The sequence below is a fragment of the Candidatus Pandoraea novymonadis genome (assembly GCF_003004665.1).
Lineage (GTDB): Bacteria > Pseudomonadota > Gammaproteobacteria > Burkholderiales > Burkholderiaceae > Pandoraea > Pandoraea novymonadis.
Map to the genome: position 1 here is coordinate 69,305 of NZ_MUHY01000004.1, position 18,920 is coordinate 88,224.

General features: G+C 45.3%; 16 protein-coding genes. 4 read left to right on the top strand and 12 right to left on the bottom strand.

Going from position 1 to position 18,920, the window contains the following annotated elements:
* The first annotated feature begins 59 nt into the window (after positions 1 to 59).
* Positions 60 to 1,727: an energy-dependent translational throttle protein EttA gene (gene ettA / locus BZL35_RS04860; protein WP_106183125.1), complete on the top strand. Its 1,668-nt coding sequence runs from the start codon at positions 60 to 62 to the stop codon at positions 1,725 to 1,727.
* A gap of 498 nt (positions 1,728 to 2,225) precedes the next feature.
* Here ettA and BZL35_RS04865 read toward each other — a convergent pair whose 3' ends face one another.
* From BZL35_RS04865 to ychF, 6 genes are all read right to left on the bottom strand, one after another.
* The gene (locus BZL35_RS04865; protein WP_106183126.1) at positions 2,226 to 2,846 is read right to left on the bottom strand and encodes a UbiX family flavin prenyltransferase; all 621 of its coding nucleotides are present in this window, start codon (positions 2,844 to 2,846) and stop codon (positions 2,226 to 2,228) included.
* Between the two features lie 66 nt (positions 2,847 to 2,912).
* On the bottom strand, positions 2,913 to 3,230 hold the full coding sequence (gene grxD, locus BZL35_RS04870) for a Grx4 family monothiol glutaredoxin (RefSeq protein WP_106183127.1): 318 nt from the start codon (positions 3,228 to 3,230) through the stop codon (positions 2,913 to 2,915).
* 4 nt (positions 3,231 to 3,234) lie between these two features.
* The gene (gene prmC, locus BZL35_RS04875) at positions 3,235 to 4,185 is read right to left on the bottom strand and encodes a peptide chain release factor N(5)-glutamine methyltransferase (RefSeq protein WP_106183151.1); all 951 of its coding nucleotides are present in this window, start codon (positions 4,183 to 4,185) and stop codon (positions 3,235 to 3,237) included.
* Positions 4,186 to 4,222: 37 nt separating this feature from the next.
* Positions 4,223 to 5,305, bottom strand: a complete 1,083-nt coding sequence (gene prfA / locus BZL35_RS04880; RefSeq protein WP_106183128.1) for a peptide chain release factor 1 — start codon at positions 5,303 to 5,305, stop codon at positions 4,223 to 4,225.
* A complete protein-coding gene (gene hemA, locus BZL35_RS04885; protein WP_106183129.1) occupies positions 5,306 to 6,592 on the bottom strand; it encodes a glutamyl-tRNA reductase in 1,287 nt (428 codons plus the stop codon).
* A gap of 198 nt (positions 6,593 to 6,790) precedes the next feature.
* A complete protein-coding gene (gene ychF / locus BZL35_RS04890; RefSeq protein WP_106183130.1) occupies positions 6,791 to 7,885 on the bottom strand; it encodes a redox-regulated ATPase YchF in 1,095 nt (364 codons plus the stop codon).
* Positions 7,886 to 8,475: 590 nt separating this feature from the next.
* Between ychF and BZL35_RS04895 the strand changes: the two genes are divergently transcribed.
* Entirely contained in the window at positions 8,476 to 9,657 is a 1,182-nt protein-coding gene (locus BZL35_RS04895) for a UbiH/UbiF family hydroxylase (RefSeq protein ID WP_106183131.1), read from the top strand.
* A gap of 96 nt (positions 9,658 to 9,753) precedes the next feature.
* On the opposite strand, the gene BZL35_RS04900 is transcribed toward BZL35_RS04895, so the two are convergent.
* The 6 genes from BZL35_RS04900 to rpe form a co-directional block, all read right to left on the bottom strand.
* Positions 9,754 to 10,518 carry a uracil-DNA glycosylase gene (locus BZL35_RS04900; RefSeq protein ID WP_106183132.1) on the bottom strand — a complete coding sequence of 255 codons (765 nt, stop codon included), beginning with the start codon at positions 10,516 to 10,518 and terminating at the stop codon, positions 9,754 to 9,756.
* 391 nt (positions 10,519 to 10,909) lie between these two features.
* Positions 10,910 to 11,722, bottom strand: coding sequence for an indole-3-glycerol phosphate synthase TrpC (gene trpC, locus BZL35_RS04905; protein WP_106183133.1), 813 nt, complete (start codon positions 11,720 to 11,722; stop codon positions 10,910 to 10,912).
* 67 nt (positions 11,723 to 11,789) lie between these two features.
* Entirely contained in the window at positions 11,790 to 12,830 is a 1,041-nt protein-coding gene (gene trpD / locus BZL35_RS04910) for an anthranilate phosphoribosyltransferase (protein WP_106183134.1), read from the bottom strand.
* Between the two features lie 41 nt (positions 12,831 to 12,871).
* Positions 12,872 to 13,447 carry an anthranilate synthase component II gene (locus BZL35_RS04915; RefSeq protein WP_106183135.1) on the bottom strand — a complete coding sequence of 192 codons (576 nt, stop codon included), beginning with the start codon at positions 13,445 to 13,447 and terminating at the stop codon, positions 12,872 to 12,874.
* Between the two features lie 85 nt (positions 13,448 to 13,532).
* On the bottom strand, positions 13,533 to 15,038 hold the full coding sequence (trpE, locus tag BZL35_RS04920; protein WP_106183136.1) for an anthranilate synthase component I: 1,506 nt from the start codon (positions 15,036 to 15,038) through the stop codon (positions 13,533 to 13,535).
* 788 nt (positions 15,039 to 15,826) lie between these two features.
* Positions 15,827 to 16,525: a ribulose-phosphate 3-epimerase gene (rpe, locus tag BZL35_RS04925; protein ID WP_106183137.1), complete on the bottom strand. Its 699-nt coding sequence runs from the start codon at positions 16,523 to 16,525 to the stop codon at positions 15,827 to 15,829.
* A gap of 205 nt (positions 16,526 to 16,730) precedes the next feature.
* On the opposite strand from rpe, the gene apaG reads away from it, so the two are divergent.
* Together apaG and mltA are read left to right on the top strand one after the other, a co-directional pair.
* Positions 16,731 to 17,105: a Co2+/Mg2+ efflux protein ApaG gene (gene apaG / locus BZL35_RS04930; protein ID WP_106183138.1), complete on the top strand. Its 375-nt coding sequence runs from the start codon at positions 16,731 to 16,733 to the stop codon at positions 17,103 to 17,105.
* 462 nt (positions 17,106 to 17,567) lie between these two features.
* Positions 17,568 to 18,542 carry a murein transglycosylase A gene (gene mltA, locus BZL35_RS04935; protein ID WP_420837026.1) on the top strand — a complete coding sequence of 325 codons (975 nt, stop codon included), beginning with the start codon at positions 17,568 to 17,570 and terminating at the stop codon, positions 18,540 to 18,542.
* Positions 18,543 to 18,920 lie beyond the last annotated feature (378 nt).

The following is an 18,920-nucleotide window of genomic DNA, read 5'->3' on the forward strand; positions in this document are numbered from 1 at the left end:
TATCTCATTCTTGTCTTTGTTACACTTCTGCTCATTCTCCCTTTCAGTCAGGAAGTCTCATGGCACAGTATGTATTTAGCATGAACCGCGTGGGCAAGATTGTTCCGCCTAAGCGCCATATTCTTAAGGATATTTCGTTATCGTTTCTTCCCGGTGCTAAGATTGGTGTGCTGGGTTTAAACGGTTCTGGTAAGTCGACATTACTAAAAATTATGGCTGGCGTTGATCATGAAATTGAAGGTGAAGCGAACCCAATGCCAAACTTGAAGATTGGTTATTTGTCGCAGGAACCTCAAATTGATCCGGAATTAACAGTGCGTGAAGTCGTCGAAGGTGGTTTGGGAGAAGTATTTGAGGCGCGCCAGCGGCTTGAATCCATTTACGCAGCTTACGCAGAAGCAGATGCGGATTTCGATGTGCTTGCAGAGGAACAAGAAAAGTGCGAGGCGATTTTAGTTGCATGTGGGGGTGATAACGTTGAGCATCAACTTGAAGTTGCTGCTAATGCACTACGTTTACCCCCTTGGGATACTAAGATTTTTGTATTATCTGGTGGAGAGAAGCGCCGTGTGGCTCTTTGCCGTTTACTACTGTCTCGTCCTGACATGCTGTTGCTGGATGAGCCCACTAATCATCTGGATTCAGAATCAGTTGATTGGCTTGAGCAGTTTCTGACACGTTTTTCTGGCACCGTTGTGGCTGTCACTCATGACCGCTATTTTCTTGATAACGCAGCTGAGTGGATTCTTGAACTCGATCGTGGTCAAGGTATTCCTTGGAAAGGTAACTATAGCTCATGGCTTGATCAAAAACATGAGCGTTTGAAGCAGGAAGAACTCACCGAATCGGCACGTCAAAAGACCTTGAAGAAGGAGCTGGAATGGGTGCGTCAAAACGCTAAGGGACGCCAAGCGAAGTCAAAAGCGCGGATTGCTCGCTTTGAGGAATTAAATAGCCAGGAATACCAAAAGCGCAATGAAACACAGGAAATTTTTATTCCTATCGGTGAGCGTTTGGGTAAAGAAGTGATTGAATTTAAGAATGTAACAAAAGGCTTCGGCGATCGTTTGCTGATTGATAATCTGAGCTTTCAAGTTCCCCCAGGTGCGATTGTAGGTATCATTGGTCCAAACGGTGCAGGCAAATCGACATTATTCAAGATGTTATCTGGGAGTGAGCAACCAGATAATGGTGAAATCAAAGTGGGTCCGACTGTAAGACTTGCTTATGTTGATCAGAATCGTGATGCGCTTGATGGTACGAAAACGGTGTTCGAGGAAATCTCGGGTGGTGCGGACGTGCTGAGTGTGGGTAGGTACGAAACACTGTCTCGTGCTTATATTGGTCGCTTCAACTTTAAAGGTTCGGATCAGCAAAAGCAGGTGGCCACATTGTCTGGTGGTGAGCGTGGCCGTTTGCATTTGGCAAAGACATTGATCGCTGGTGGTAACGTGCTGCTGCTCGATGAGCCATCAAATGATCTTGATGTGGAAACGCTGAGGGCACTGGAAGATGCACTGCTGGAATTCGCCGGTTGTGTGATGGTTATTTCCCACGATCGCTGGTTCCTTGACCGCATTGCTACGCACATATTGGCTTTCGAAGGTGACTCTTGTATTGAGTTTTTCCCGGGCAATTATCAAGAATACGAAGCAGATAAGCGAAAGCGTCTTGGCGAAGAAGCGAACACGCCAAAGCGTATTCGTTATAAACCAATCGCACGGTAAGATGGAGAAGAAAGTGTATGGAAAATGGTTACCGGTAGAATCCAATTTTTAGAGAGCCTACAGCCAATTTTGTAATCCTTGACATGAATGGCGGAAATGAGATCTATGAAATTTTAGTTGCTATTTAGCTTTTACTATGTAACTAGCACGTAAATTGCAAATTTGCACATTTTGCGTATGTTTTGGAGCTACCAGAATACATAGAAGATTTGTATCGATGCGTCATTTTAATGCTCAAGGTGATTCGATCATATGTTTTTAGATGTAGATTGATTTTATCAACACTTTTAAATAAGTGTCACTTTGGTGAACTAAGACCGAAGTGGTTCCATTACATTGGGGAGTCTTATAATAACTATAGATAGCTAAATCTTCGGGGAGGCATGTGCCGGTTTTGCTGCTTGAGGGTTTTGGGGGACCTATTTTCAGATGTTTCTTCTATCGTGGGGGGGGGATGATATCCACCGAAGTAGCCTCCTTGACTTGGTGTGCTTGTACTCACGTACTGTTATTATTCTCTTTTCCTAATCCTGACCAACTGTCTGAAATAGTAGGACCTAGTCTGAATAGGTCGAGTATGCGACTCACCGTATCTTCGACCATATCCTCAAGAGAGGAAGGTCTGTTGTAGAATGCGGGCACTGGTGGATAGATGATTCCACCCATTTCTGTGACTGCTGCCATATTGCGTAGATGCACGAGATTGAATGGAGTTTCTCTCACCATCAAGACAAGGCGTCGTCTTTCTTTAAGGACGACGTCAGCGGCTCGAGTAATCAAATTATCGGATAAGCCGTGTGCAATACTTGCTAGAGTTTTCATCGAACAGGGCGCTACTACCATGCCGATTGTCGCGAAAGAACCGCTGGCGATTGTTGCCCCTACTTCGCGCACACTGTACGTAAAATTGGCTAATGCTTGTACTTCAGATTTTTTCATCTCGAGTTCGTGAAGAAGCGTTAGCCAACCGGCATTTGACACCAGCAAATGCGTTTCTATGCTACCAAGTTTGCTTAGAAACATCAGCAGGCGGACTCCATAAATTGCACCACTTGCTCCTGTGATGGCTACCACAATGCGAGGTCTATGCGATTCGACCGCTGAGGAAGAAAAATTCATGCTAGAAATAAGGTGGCAACATGCCGGGGGAGGAATGATTGTGAGCAATAATATTGAGTGTTCATTCTACTGAGGTGGCTTGGCCAGCGCTTGTTTGAGCTCGCCACTCTGGTACATTTCCATCATTATATCTGAGCCGCCGATGAATTCACCGCGAATGTAAAGTTGTGGGATTGTTGGCCAATTGGCGAATTCTTTCAATCCTTGGCGGATTTCATTATCTTGTAAGACATCTACGGTGAAGAAGTCGTTGAATCCACAGTCTTTAAGAATTTTTACAGCCCGCCCTGAAAAACCGCACATCGGAAACACTGCACTACCTTTCATGAAAAGGACGATAGAATGACTGCTGACGATTTGTTGTATTTTTTCCTGTATAGTCATGATTTCAAGCCTTTGGGATGCCAGTTAATGTATTTTTTGGTGGATATTTTAACGTTTTTCTGTGTTGACCGCCTGTTACACGTTCTATGCCGGAAAGATCTTTTGCTGAGAAGACGTTACTTAATCCAGAATCACAGCACAAGTCGCGTACGACATGCGCTTGATTGTAGCCGTGTTCGCACAGTAGCCAGCCACCCGGGATTAAGTGCATACTGGCTCCAGCTATGATGATGCGCAGTGCAGATAATCCGTCAGCATGATCCGTGAGTGCATCTATAGGTTCGTAGCGCAGATCGCCTTGCGTTAAGTGTGGATCGTCAGCTGGGATATATGGAGGATTGGAGACAATGAGATCGAATGGCGCCACATACTGTTCATTGTTTGTAGGGTTAAGTCCATGATACCAATTGCTTTCGAGGTATTCCACATGAGGACCATCGTTTGTAGAAGAGAGCATTCCGAGTTGTGCCGCATTAGCACGTGCGACAGCTAGTGCATCCCGAGAATGGTCAATTCCTATGACATGTGCATTGGGACATGCTGTAGCGATTGCCAATGCAATAGCTCCGCTTCCTGTGCCGACATCAAGGACACGAGGTGCTGCGATTCCGGCCAGATATTCTAATGCCAACTCAACTAACAACTCGGTTTCTGAGCGTGGAATGAGTACCGAGGCATTAACGGATAGTGTTAATCCAAAGAATTCTCGTTTGCCAGTCAGATAGGCAATGGGCTCGCCAGTCAAACGACGGGCACATAACTTTTGATAAGTATTGATAGAAATCGTGTCAAGTGGCTCTCGGTTGCGCGTAATTAGCTGAGAATGGGACCAGCCAAGCGTATGTGTGAGTAAAATACGTGTCTCTAAAGTTGGCAGATCGGATTCGTGGAAAAGATCGGAAACTGTTATAGGCACGCATGTTTTTTCTGATAACGATGGCGATCCATTAACCATGATCAGATTAGCTCGATTTTTGTCTTTCATCAGAGGTTTACACCCTTTCGTAAAGCGAAGCCAGTTGCTCGGCTTGATGCTCGGTAACGAGTGCTTTTATCATTTCCTCTAGATCACCATCCATGATGTACTCTAGCTTGTAGAGAGTGAGGTTGATTCGATGGTCAGTGATACGTCCCTGGGGGAAATTATACGTTCGGATGCGCTGTGAACGATCACCTGAGCCGATCAAATTCTTACGTGTGGCAGCTTCTTTAGCTTGTTGGATGCGTAGTTGCGTATCTTTGATACGAGCGGCCAGCACAGTGATGGCTTTATCCTTGTTTCGATGCTGTGAACGGTCCTCCTGGCATTCTACGACTATTCCCGTTGGCAAGTGTGTGATGCGTACAGCTGAGTCTGTTTTGTTGATGTGCTGTCCACCTGCACCTGATGCACGAAAGGTATCGATACGAATGTCGGCGGGACTGATCTGGACATCAGCGATATCATCTGCTTCTGGCATTACCGCTACGGTACAGGCGGACGTATGGATGCGGCCTTGGGTTTCCGTGGTAGGAATACGCTGTACGCGATGGCCACCAGACTCGAATTTGAGTTGTGAATATACACTTTGACCAATCAGGCGGATGATGACTTCCTTATAGCCACCCAAGTCTGATTCGCTCGCAGAGATCACTTCGGTTTGCCAGTGCTGGCGTTCTGCATATCGCATATACATACGTAGCAAGTCACTTGCAAAAAGGGCAGATTCATCTCCGCCAGTTCCTATCCGGATTTCTAGAAAGATGTTGCGATCATCATTAGGATCTCGAGGTAAGAGCATGCGTTGAAGCTCATCTTGCAACGTGACTATGCGTGCGCGTGCACTGATGCTTTCTTCTTCGGCGAAATCTCGCATCTCCGGATCAAGCGCCATGTCTTGCGCAAAATCGATATCTTGCTGCGCTTGGCGGTAGCGCTGATATTGCTCAACAATCGGAGAAAGCTCGGCATGTTCACGTGTGAGCTTTCGATAGTTATCCAAGTTATCCGTGACATCGGTTTGGCTTAATAGCTTGTTGAGCTCGACTAGACGCTGTGTTATCTGGTCGAGTTTAGCTTGCATGCTTGCTTTCATTTATTTATCAGAAGTTCCTGAATGGCGAAACCATTCGAGAATAAATTGAATGAGGTGGTTACGCTCGTTGCTGGATGCTGTTTTGAGTGCGAGGGTTGGGCCGTGTAGAAATTTTTTGGTTAACGCAAGAGATAGAGTGTCGAAGATATCCAATGGATCGTCACCACGCCGAAGCATGCGCTTCGCTCGTTCGAGTTCAGTTTGCCGAACTGTTTCTGCCTGTGCGTGAATATCACGGATAACGGGGACAACACTGCGTGCTTCTAGCCACTGCATGAAATCTTTGACTCGTGTTTCAATGATAGCTTCAGCTTGTGCCACAGCGGATTGACGCACTGTGTTGCCCTCACGTACGACAGCGCCGAGGTCATCAATAGTGTATAAAAAAACGTCTGTGAGACGCCCGATCTCTGGCTCGATATCGCGTGGTACAGCCAGATCGACCATAAACATGGGTTTGTGTTTTCGGATCTTAATGGCTCGTTCAATTGCACCGAGGCCAATGATTGGCAATGAACTCGCAGTGCAGGAGATAACGATATCGAATTTATGCAGGATGTTTGGTAATGCTGAGAGTGGAATAGCTTTGCCGACGAAACTCTCTGCGAGTTTTTCACCACGCTCGATTGTGCGATTGGCGATATAGAGTGATTTCGGATGTTGTGCCGCAAAATGTGTGGCGCAGAGTTCAATCATTTCGCCTGCACCGATGAATAAAACATTTTGCGTTTCTATACTCTCGAATATTCGTTTTGCGAGACGGACAGCTGCCGCAGCCATTGAGACTGAATGTGCTCCGATTTTGGTTTGGCCACGCACTTCTTTCGCAACCGCGAACGTGCGCTGGAATAATTGATTCAAATAGGTACCCAATGCACCGGCTTCGGAGGCTGTGCGTACAGCATCTTTCAATTGACCGAGAATTTGTGTTTCGCCAAGCACCATCGAATCGAGGCCGCTAGCGACGCGAAATGCGTTTCGCACCGCCTCTGATTGTGGCAGTGCATATAGATGAGGGACCAACTCAGCGGTAGGAATTTGATGAAACTGCGATAGCCAATGAATGGCACGATCACCTGCTGCAGCGTCAGCTGTTACACAATAGATTTCCGTTCGATTACAGGTGGAAAGAATGGCTGCTTCGGCTCTACGCTCTGGGCCTGAGTTTTGCCAAAGCTCTTTCAACCCTGCCAACGCTGGCTCAATTCGCTCAAATGGAAACGCCACCCGTTCGCGTAGCGAAACGGGCGCTGTATGATGATTCAGGCCAAGTGCGAGCAGTTGCATGGTGTGAGGATTTAAGTATAGCTCATAATTATAACGTGGGATTTCTATGCTTGTTGGGAAGTGTCAGAACTTTTATATAGCAAGTTTTCCTCATTATTCTCTACAGCACGGGTATTTTACAAATAGTGCCTTCACCTACGAAATAGCCAGTTGACGATTATTATTTCGTGTCTTGAGGCACGTGAATAGGTGGGTTATTCAAACATTGAACAAGAAATTCATCACATCCCCATCTTGTACGACATATTCTTTGCCTTCTACTCGCATTTTCCCTGCTTCTTTTGCACCTTGTTCCCCTCTATATTGAAGATAGTCAGGGTATGCAATTGTTTGGGCACGGATAAAACCACGTTCGAAGTCTGTATGAATCACACCAGCAGCCTGTGGTGCAGTGTCGCCTACATTGATAGTCCAAGCACGTACTTCCTTTATCCCAGCTGTAAAATAAGTTTGCAGTCCGAGCAACTTAAAGCCCGCGCGAACCAAGCGATCTAGCCCCGGTTCTTTCATGCCTATTTCAGTAAGAAAATCGGCTTTTTCGGCGTCGTCAAGATCGGAAATTTCCGCTTCGATTTCCGCACAAACAGCAATTACCGGAGCCTTTTCCAGTTCTGCATGTTTTTGGACGGCGGTTAGGTATTGATTGTTTTCGAAACCCTTCTCATTCACGTTGGCGATGTACATGGTTGGCTTAGCCGTGATGAGACAGAGGGGTTTGATGAGCATTTGCTCATCTTTCGTGAGGCTAATCGAGCGTATGGGCTGAGCTTCGTTGAGCAATGGGACGATCTTTTCCAACACAGCTACTAACTTGGCTGATTCCTTGTCACCACCAGATTTCGCTACCTTTTTGTAACGCTGGAGTGTTTTCTCGATCGTTGTGAGGTCAGCTAACGCCAGTTCGGTGTTGATCACTTCTATATCAGAAATAGGGTCAATTTTGCCTTGTATGTGAATTACGTTTTCATCTTCGAAGCACCGCACAACATGCGTAATTGCGTGTGTTTCACGAATATTGGCGAGGAATTTGTTCCCGAGACCTTCGCCTTTCGATGCTCCAGCTACTAAGCCTGCAATGTCAACAAATTCGACAGTTGCTGACAATATACGCTCTGGCATCACGATTTCGGCTAGTTTAAATAGGCGTGGATCAGGAACCTTTACTACACCTATGTTTCTATCAATAGTACAAAATGGATAATTGTCGGCCGCGATGCCTGCGTTGGTCAGTGCGTTGAAGAGAGTGGATTTTCCGACGTTAGGTAGGCCAACGATACCGCATTTTAGACTCATAAAATTCCTGTGAATGTTTGAGAGAGTCCGAGCCGGACGCTATCCTTTTTGGATCAGACATACCTTTATCAGAGAACTCCATATTTTTTTAAGACAACTTACTTATTTTTTTGGGGTAGGGGAGCATAGAGCTCAATACTCTAGTGCCCACGGAAAATTGTTGATTTTAACCTTTTTGGTAATTGATCAGCATAGGTATTACCACAATCCACCTTGTAATTTAAGTTTGACGGACAATTGATTCGCTTTGGTTGACTAGAATCTCATAAACATGAATTGAGACGAGAGATTTATTTCAGTACAAGACTCCCACACGTATCGGGTCTAATCTTATGAGATAACTTTGGAGTATCCTAGATCTTTTGCGTTGCGGATAATGCTGTGAGAAATTTTTTGATGGAATGCTGGTGTGACCGCATTAAACCTACGTAGTCATGGTGAGTAGTGCAAAAAGCAATTATACTGCAAAGGAATTTGAGTCATGGTGTCACACACAGTGTTGCACCCACTTACGAAAAATAATGGCATGCGAGAATGAGTTTATCTCGATAAACCGATTTATTCTATTTCTATCAGGACAATTTAACTACATGATTCCATCCCAAACTCATGAAGTGATTGTCGTTGGTGGTGGTTTGATTGGCAAAGCCACAGCGCTACGGCTATCGCAGGCTCGATTATCTGTGACGTTGCTGACTAGGCCTCCACCGCCTACTGCCCTGAGCGCAGATGCATGGGATTCCCGAATTTATTCCTTATCGTCAAGTTCTCAGGCGTTGTTTGAAAAGATGAATGTTTGGCAGGCTTTAGACAGTTCACGCTTGAATCCAGTCTATGATATTCGCGTTTTTGGTGATGGTGATGCTCATAGCGAGCTACATTTTTCAGCTTATCAAGCATCTGTGCCACAACTGGCTTGGATTGTCGAATTATCGAATCTCGAACGGGCGTTGGATACGGCACTGCGTTTTTCACCACAGGTGCATTGGCTTAATGCCGAAGTAGAAGGATTGAGCATAACTGAGGAGAGCGCTACGCTGCGTCTTAAAAATGATATTTCTCTGAGCGCATCACTCATCGTTGGGGCCGATGGATCTCAGTCTTGGATGAGGCAGGCCAGTGGGCTGGATGGTAGTCGTCGTTCTTATAAGCAAATCGGAATTGTTTGCAATTTTCTTGCTGAACGCCCACATCGGGACACTGCATTTCAGTGGTTCGTAGATGGAGAAATCATTGCGCTCCTTCCATTGCCGGAGCAAAAAGTTTCACTTGTCTGGTCCGCGTTTGATAAGCATGCTCAACATTTACTTGGAATGGAACCAGGAGTGTTTGCAGAACACTTGGCTCCATGGGTAGCAGATGAACTTGGAGCTTTGACGCCAATTTCCACGAAAACACAGGGGTTCTCTTTGTCACTCGCACAATCTAAACGGTTGATTGCGCCACGCGTGGCGTTGGTAGGGGATGCTGCTCACACTGTACATCCTTTATCGGGACAAGGCATGAATCTCGGGCTGCGCGATGTGTCAGTCTTAGCTGACATTATCAGCGGTCGCGAGAGTTTCCGAAGTCCAGGAGATTCAGTTGTGCTGCGGCGTTATGAACGTGCTCGTCGCGAGGATATTGATAGTATTGTATTGATGACAGATGGTTTACAGCGGATTTTTGCGCTTGGAGGATCATTAACAAAATTTATACGTAATACTGGATTGAATGGCATCAATGCATTGCCATTGCTAAAAAGATTCTTGATTGGACGTGCATCAGGCTGAATGTTCGATTGTGGTAAGCTTGAGTCGTTTGTTATCTCACGCTCATAATACGATCCAGTGGATTTTCAATCCACTGGATCGCGTAAAGGCTATAAATTATTCGGGCAATTGCCAATCAATTTCAAGTAGGTTGTGCCGTTTTAAGAAGCAATTGGTTGTGCTGAAATGTCCGCAGCCCAGGAAACCACGATATGCTGAAAGCGGTGATGGATGTGGCGCTTCGAGCAAGAGATGTCCATATCCTTCGAGTAAATGTTTTTTGGCTTGAGCATGCCTGCCCCATAAGAGGAAAACCATTTTCTTATGATGGGAGGCAGCAATCCTTTGTAGCAAGACATCGGTACAGGCTTCCCATCCCCCTCTTTTGAAGCGTTTTGCATGACTTCCTGCTTTCCCCGCCTCTACGGTGAGCACTGTGTTGAGCAGCAGTACACCTTGCTTTGCCCATGTACTAAGATGTCCATGTCCAGGTGGTGCAAAACCCAGATCACGTTCGATTTCCCTGTAGATATTACGTAACGATGGAGGTATGCATACCCCTCGTTGTACAGAAAATGCAAGACCATTGGCCTGTGGAATACCATGGTCATTACCATGATACGGATCTTGGCCCAGGATCACGACTTTGACATTTTCCGGTAATGTCAATTTCAACGCATGGAATATATCTGTGGGATATATGGTTTTACCCATAGAAAGCTCACTGTCAATGAATGTACAGAGTGTTTGATAAACTGGGCTGTCAATAAAAGAGGTAAGGATGACACGCCATGCATGAGGCAGTGCTTTAAATTGGGAAGAGAGCGATTTTTCCTGTGGTGCTGATAATGGCTCGAATGTGTCTATTAAATCGAAAAGCAAAGGATGTCAATTGGCTGATGTTGTGGGTGATTGAAGGAAAGAATTAAGCAGGGTATTGAAAGAAAGATGACATAGGAGTTGCAATTGTATCAACAACAAAAAAGGGGCCGTAGCAGCGCTAGAATTTTGACGTTAATACTTTTTTTAAACTTATCATAGACATGTGGGTTTAGCTGGTTTTTCGTTCGCGGATTTTTCAAGGGTTGGAAACCGTTGCATGAGGATATCGCATTCGTTGAAAAAAGATTTTGGGAGAGTTTGATCATATGTACGCAAAGGTCAATTAAACGCTGTTGTCACGTACGTGTGTGTGGTTTAGTTAAAGAATATTAAATAACTTATGAAGTATTTCCATGAGGTGCAGCTAATTCATATATACAAGTAGTGCAACTTATCTGGGCATCTCGAACAGCTGAGCCAACGCATCTCCTGGCACGGGTGATCGCATGAAGGCTTCACCGACCAGGAAGGTATGAACGTTGGCAGTTCGCATACATTGTACATCTTGACGTGACAGAATGCCTGATTCTGTAACAACAATGCGGTCCTCTGGAATCATCCCTAGAAGGTTGAGAGTAGTATTGAGTGAAACATCGAAATTATGTAGGTTACGGTTGTTGATACCGATCAGTGTAGTATTTAATGTGATTCCGGTATTTAGCTCATGGTGATTGTGGACTTCGACTATTACGGCCATCCCGAGTTCGAGTGCTAGTGCGTTGAGGTCGCGCATGCGAGCCGGTTCGAGTGCGGCAGCGATCAAGAGGATAGCATCTGCCATCATCACACGTGCTTCATAAACTTGATATATATCGATTATGAAGTCTTTGCGTAACACAGGCAAATTGCATACCGTTCGTGCTGCTTGGAGGTATGCAGGAGAACCTTGAAAGAAATGCTTATCTGTTAGAACGGATAAGCAGGCAGCACCCCCTTGTTGATACGATTCCGCTATTTCCGCTGGCAGGAAAGGTTCGCGAATCACGCCTTTCGATGGGCTGGCTTTCTTGATTTCAGCAATCACAGCCGAGCTTCCTACATTGATTTTTTTGCGAATTGCACCAACGAAGTCACGTGTGCGCATGGCGCTATCTTGCATGGCAGCTTCTGCGTCGCGGCGGATACTAGATAGGTCACGATGTCGGCGTGCGGTCGCGACTTCTTTAGCCTTAACGGTCAGGATCTTATCAAGAATAGTAGCCATGGCAATGGATCTCAACTCAGTAGACGGTAGCATTAACACAATGCATTAAAAGAGGGCTTGTATGAAATTAGGCAGTTTTCGTTGTGAACTGTTGTGTAAAGCTGACAAACTCGTCCAGTTTTGCTCGTGCTGCACCGCTGGCGATGGCTTCTTTCGCAGAGGCTATCCCATCCGCGATGCTGAGCACACGGTTGGCAGCATACAGGGCTGTACCAGCGTTAAGGACAACGATATCACGCGGTATACCGGGTTGATTGTCAAGTGCAGCGAGTAGCATAGCTTTTGACTCGGCAGTATCAACTACCTTCAGGCTACGATTGCTGGCCATCGATAAATCAAAATCTTCTGGATGAATCTCGTATTCCGTAATTTTTCCATCTTTGAGTTCGCCGATAAGCGTTGCCGCGCCTAGAGATACTTCATCCATGCCATCTTTACCATAAACTACTAGGACATGCTTTGCGCCCAATCTTTGCATTACGCGAACCTGAATACCTACCAGATCGGGATGGAATACTCCCATTAACTGATTTGGTGTACCGATTGGATTCGTTAGTGGACCGAGGATATTGAAAATTGTGCGCACCCCAATTTCTTTTCGTATTTTTGCCACGTTTTTCATGGCTGGATGATGGTTCGGTGCGAACATAAAACCGATACCAACGGTATTTAGACACTGGGCGACATGCTTAGAGCTAAGCATAATATTGACACCTAGTGCTTCGAGCACATCTGCACTGCCAGACTTCGAGCTGACTCCCCGATTACCGTGTTTGGCAACTTTTGCACCTGCTCCGGCAGCCACGAACATTGATGCGGTTGAAATATTGAATGTATGTGATAAATCACCACCTGTGCCAACGATATCAACCAAATGTTCATTATCCAATGGTGTATGGACGTGATCTGCAAATTCTCGCATGACTTGTGCTGCAGCAGCAATTTCACCGATTGTTTCCTTCTTAACACGGAGGCCAGTGATGATCGCGGCTGCCATGACCGACGAAATTTCACCTTTCATAATAAGACGCATTAAGTGAAGCATCTCATCGTGAAAAATTTCGCGGTGTTCGATTGTACGTTGTAATGCTTCTTGCGGGGTAATCATTTGTGGTTTGTTGTCATATCAGGATGGCGATAAATTGAAATTCATCTTGCTGACACTTCTTCCAAGAAGTTCCGCAAAAGTGCGTGTCCATGTTCCGATAGGATGGATTCCGGATGAAATTGTACTCCTTCGACAGGGAGCGTTTTGTGGCGTATGCCCATGATTTCACCGTCGTTTGCCCAAGCAGTCACTTCAAGATTGTCTGGAAGTGATGCCCGTTCAATGGCTAGCGAATGATAGCGTGTGACGGTGAAACGATTGGGCAGATGCGCAAAGACACCTTGCTGCGTTGTTTCGATCTCACTCACTTTCCCGTGCATGATCTGCTTCGCCCGTATTACCTTTCCGCCAAATGCTTCACCTATGGCTTGATGGCCGAGACAGACACCAAGGATTGGTATGCTAGCACTAAAATGTTTTAGAACATCAAGGGTGATCCCTGCATTTTCCGGGCAGCTTGGACCGGGGGATAGGCAGATGCGTCTAGGTTTTAGGGCTGCGATGGCATCGAGAGTAATTTCGTCATTGCGGAATACGCGAACATCTTCACCTAGTTCACCAAAGTATTGGACTATGTTATAGGTGAAAGAATCATAATTGTCGATCATTAGCAGCATAAATGCCTCCTGACCATAGAAATAGAAAATATTAGAAAAACAGGAAACGCAATCGTGCCGATGTTGCTCATGTTTTTAGTGCGCCTTAATACTCAGCATCGAGGCCATCTTGTACTTGTTCAGCAGCACGCAATACAGCCCGCGCTTTATTTTCTGTTTCTTGCCATTCAGATTCGGGCACGGAATCTGCGACGATTCCAGCGGCGGCTTGTACGTAAAGATTGCCATCTTTGAGTACACCTGTCCGAATTGCTATCGCAATGTCCATTTCTCCTCCGAAAGAGAGGTAGCCTACTGCACCACCATACAGTCCCCGTTTCGTTGGTTCAAGCACATCAATCATCTCCATTGCTCTGACTTTTGGCGCACCAGTTAACGTTCCGGCAGGGAAGGAGGCACGTAATACGTCAATATTCGATAACCCTGGTTTGAGATGTCCTTCAACCGAACTAACGATATGCTGCACGTGTGAATATTTCTCGATGATCATTTTGTCGGTGACGACTACTGACCCGGTCTGTGCGATACGGCCTACGTCATTCCGAGCTAGATCTATTAACATCAGATGCTCCGCGATCTCCTTTGGATCATTGAGCAGCTCAGTTGCGAGTTCATCATCACGTTCAGGTGTTGCGCCGCGTGGTCGTGTTCCAGCCAATGGGCGAATTGTCACGATGTTTGCGGTGCCATCTGGTGTTTGGCGTTGCTCATTTCGAACGAGAATTTCAGGAGATGCTCCTACTACTTGAAAATCACCAAAATTGTAGAAATACATGTACGGCGATGGATTCAATGAACGCAGCGCACGGTACAGAGAAAGTGGAGCATCCCGATATGGCTTGATCAATCGTTGACCGATTTGCAGCTGCATCAATTCACCTTCAGCAATCGCTTGCTTCGCTTTTGCGACGGCAGAGAGGTAGTCAGCTTTAGCAAATTGACGCAAGATTTCGCTACGCACGCTACTGGAAGTTACCGGCGCATCAACTGGTGCGCGCAGGCGTGTTCGTAATTCACGCAAACGTAATCGGGCGTGTGAGAAAGCCTCTGGTTGATTTGGGTCAGCATACACAATCAAATAAAGCTTACCTGTCAAATTATCGATGACAGCCAATTCTTCAGTCAGCAACAACTGAATATCTGGTAGTCCTATATCATCGTGTTGTGTTGTGTTTGAGAGTTTCTTTTCAATGTAGCGGACGGCATCATAGCCAAAATAGCCTGCGAGACCACCGCAAAATCTTGGCATGCCAGGACGCATGGCGACTTTGAAACGAGACTGGAATTTGGTAATGAAATCCAGAGGATCGCCTTCATATGTTTCAACGACGCAACCGTCGCGCACCACTTCAGTTTTGAATCCAAAGCTACGCAACAGTGTACGCGCAGAGAGACCGATGAAGGAGTAGCGACCGAAACGTTCGCCCCCGACAACGGATTCTAGCAAAAATGTATTCGCACCTCGACGATCACCTTGAGCCAGCTTGAGATAAATTGAGAGCGGAGTATCGAGATCGGCGAGCGCTTCTGCGATTAATGGAATACGGTTGAAACCTTGATTTGCTAGCGAATTGAATTCGAGTTCGGTCATTTTCTCTCTATCTCTATCGTAACAGCTTGTATGATCGCTTCGAAGTGGTAGAAAAATATCCACATGCAGATCCTACCTAAATTTTTTGAGGAAATTAAGCCTGATCGAGAAGATGGCTTATGTCAAAAAAGACGAGGAAGCGATACAAAAAACGAAAATATACTCAGAAGAGCCACTGTCGCCAGGAAAAAGATCTCAAGTTGGTCACGCCAATAATCCATTTTTTGTGAGCATGCGCTTAATCAGTGTCAGTGGTATTTAATTTTTCAGTGCGCAATTAATTGAAGAGCACCCTAATAACCTCAAATTTCGTTAATGTTTTTTTAAAAAAGTTCGTTAACGGAGGCACTATACCACCCGCGTAGGTTATTTGCATAGCGCCGCTGTGATGTGGTCACGGGAAGCTACACTAAGCGGCTAGCATAACTATCGGTTTTTTGAATTGCCTCGATCATATAAGACAAGAAAGATTTATTAGGTGTTATATTAAATATCTCCTATTCATTTTTGATGATTGGTCGTATCAACCGTACGGGGATGCATTAGGAATCCCGTGTCATCTGTCATAAAATTTAAGGTGTTTGCCTCTTTTTTATGAGATAAGCGTAAGTTAAAGTTGTTACTGTTAATTTACTGTGAGATATATCTGTTTTGGGTTATTAAAGCGAGAAACAATGTCTCCGAATGATCGATGAGAATCGAAGCATAAATCATTGTGGGAGCAGATAGTTAACCTATTTTTTTTAACGAGAACGATGGGTTAGTTGTTTTTTGGCGCTTGACATACTTTATTGGGAGAGAGAGCTCAACTGCCCTTTTGCTAGCTCCTTACGCATTTGATCGATGACTGCTTTGTAATCGTGATGTCCGAAGATGGCGGAGCCAGCTACAAATATGTCGGCACCTGCGGCGGCGATCTGAGCGATATTCTCTGTTTTTACTCCGCCGTCAATTTCCAGCAATATCTCCTTGCCAGTATGCGCTGTATAGGCGTCAATCCGTTCTCGCACAGCACGTAGCTTGATAAGGGCTTCTGGAATGAATGATTGCCCGCCGAACCCAGGATTGACCGACATAATGAGCACCATGTCTAGACGATCCATTAGATGATCGAGGTAATAGAGAGGCGTCGCGGGGTTAAAAACAAGACCAGCTTTACAGCCTGTATCACGAATCAAAGTAAGCGATCGATCGATATGATCAGATCCTTCTGGATGAAAGGTGATCATATTGGCTCCTGCTTTCACGAAGGCAGGGATAATCTGATCGACAGGGCGAACCATCAAGTGAACGTCGATAGGTACTTCCACATGTGGACGAATGGCCTGACATACCATGGGACCTACGGTCAGATTTGGGACGTAATGGTTATCCATTACGTCAATATGAATCCAGTCAGCACCGGCGTCAACGACGTTGCGGACTTCCTCACCCAGACGAGCGAAATCCGCGGAAAGAATGCTGGGAGCGATACAGAATTGCGTCATAAGGCGAAATAGAATCGATAGAATGTCTATTCTAAAGCTTTATCCCATGCCTGTCTGAATGTTTCAAAAACGCCGGGTTGCTCAGCAGGTTTACTTGCCGCAAAATGTTCGAGAGGGTTAGTCCTTCCAGAGGCTATTTTTTATTCCTAGATGACAACATCTGTTCGAGTTTTCTTTTCTATTTTTTCTATATAGGATTGATATAATGAATCAATATGAATTTACCGTGACAGTACGTCAGCAGTATTTGCCTGAGGAGTCTGAGCCAGGGCACCATCAATTTACATTTGCATATACAATCACGATCCGCAATACTGGTGAAACGCTGGCACAACTCATTTCTCGCCACTGGATCATCACTGATAGTGATGATCGGGTGCAAGAAATTAATGGCCTTGGTGTCATAGGCCATCAGCCATTCCTAAAACCCGGTGCGCAATTCGAGTATACGAGCTGGGCGATGATCGCAACACCAGTCGGCACGATGCGGGGTGAATATTTCTGTTTGGCAGAAGACGGTACGCGTTTTGAGGTTTTAATTCCAGAATTTGCCTTGACCGGCCCCCGAACACTCCATTGATTGAGTTACGACGTATTTTCCATTTTTCCATCTATGCAGGTTTTGTAGAAAAGAGGGAAATCCAAAAAAGTATACCGCTATGTTTTTAATAGTCTTTTTTTACCAGATTTGGATGTTTTTGAGGATTGGATGTTTTTGAGGATTTTTTGTGAATTTCTTGCATTTAAACGAGAACGTCGAGGTCTACTCGTTTGGCTGATATCTTTGGCACTGTCCGAGAAAAATGGTACTAAGGATAGTAATTCGAGTAAGAATAGAGGTACTTGATATTCAGGAATAAATCTTCCCATTATGTGTATTCGAAAGTGGTTTTTGCAAGCATGCGCTAATCCAGGATGTCTCGTCTTAATTTTCTTGACTTCATTACTCTACGGCTGTGCTGGTTATACACCGCCGGGTAAAGCCAGTCATCCTAACTTAACCAATCTATTGCCTTATGTTTCGCCACCTGGCAAAAGCCACATGCAGGTAGCGAACTGGGAGGAAATCGAAGGCTGGAGAGAAGATTCCCTAATTGGCACACAGCCCGTACTTAAAGAGACGTGCACACGTTTAGGACGTCAATTAAACTGGGAACGTGTCTGTGCGGCAGTTGATCAGCTCGACGACCTTGATTCGGTTGCACTGCATCAATTTTTTGAGACGTATTTCACACCTTTCCAGATCATAAATGCCGACGGCACAAAAACTGGATTAATCACAGGATACTACGAGCCGTTGCTGCGAGGTTCACGTGTTCGTACTAAAAAGTATCAAACAGCGTTGTATAAATGGCCTGTAGGTCATAAAGTAGGTTCGTTGCCAGCGCGGGCGGAATTGAATCGCTGTGGAGTGCTGCGAGGTAGTGAATTGGTCTACGTTGAAGATCCTATCGAAGCATTTTTTTTGCAAGTACAGGGATCCGGTCAGATTAAGATGGAAGATGGCACCGTGATGCGTGTTGGGTATGGGGGCACTAACGATCATCCTTACAAATCTATCGGTCGCTGGCTCATCGAATCTGGTGAATTGAGTCCAGCACAAGCGACGATGGAGGGTATCAAGGCTTGGGCAATGGCCAATCCATCTCGTCTACATGCATTACTTGATGTTAATCCTCGTTTTGTTTTTTTTCGTGAAATGCCGAGTAGAGGTTTGAGTGGCATAGAAGGGCCAGTGGGAGCATTGGGAGTGCCATTGACGGCGGAACGTTCGATTGCTGTTGATCCTGCATCTGTGCCATTGGGGAATCCGGTATTTCTGAGCACGAAGCGTCAACCTTATGATGCTCAGGCCAAAGTACTGATCAATCGCCTGATGTTTGCTCAAGACACGGGAAGTGCAATAAAGGGTGGGGTGCGGGCAGATTATTTTTGGGGGTTAGGTGCTGAGGCTGGACATTTGGCTGGGCGCATGCGTCAGAAAGGAAAAATGTGGGTTTTGCTTCCAAAAACATAATTCGAGTGCGATGAAAGTAAGGGTTAAAAATCAACGAGTATGCCAAGTTTTTAGTCAGCGATTTTTAGAGAATATTCCATTCTATGTAACTTATTATCTTGAAGCTGAAGCAGCATGCTGTCTTTAATAAAGACAGCTCTTATTCTTTAGTGATAGTTTTATGAGGTGATAATGAATATATAAACGTCGGTTGAACATTTTTTCATAGACGCCGAGGCGTTAGATATGGCAAATATGAAAGGAGATATTCTATACCTCACATCGTTTGAAAGAGGAATTTTCATTCTTGCAAGGCTTCTTTCAAAAAAAACTTGCATGCGAGGCAAGAGTTAAATATTATCTCGGCTCTTGCAAGCAATGTGGGTCTGAAAAGGTCTC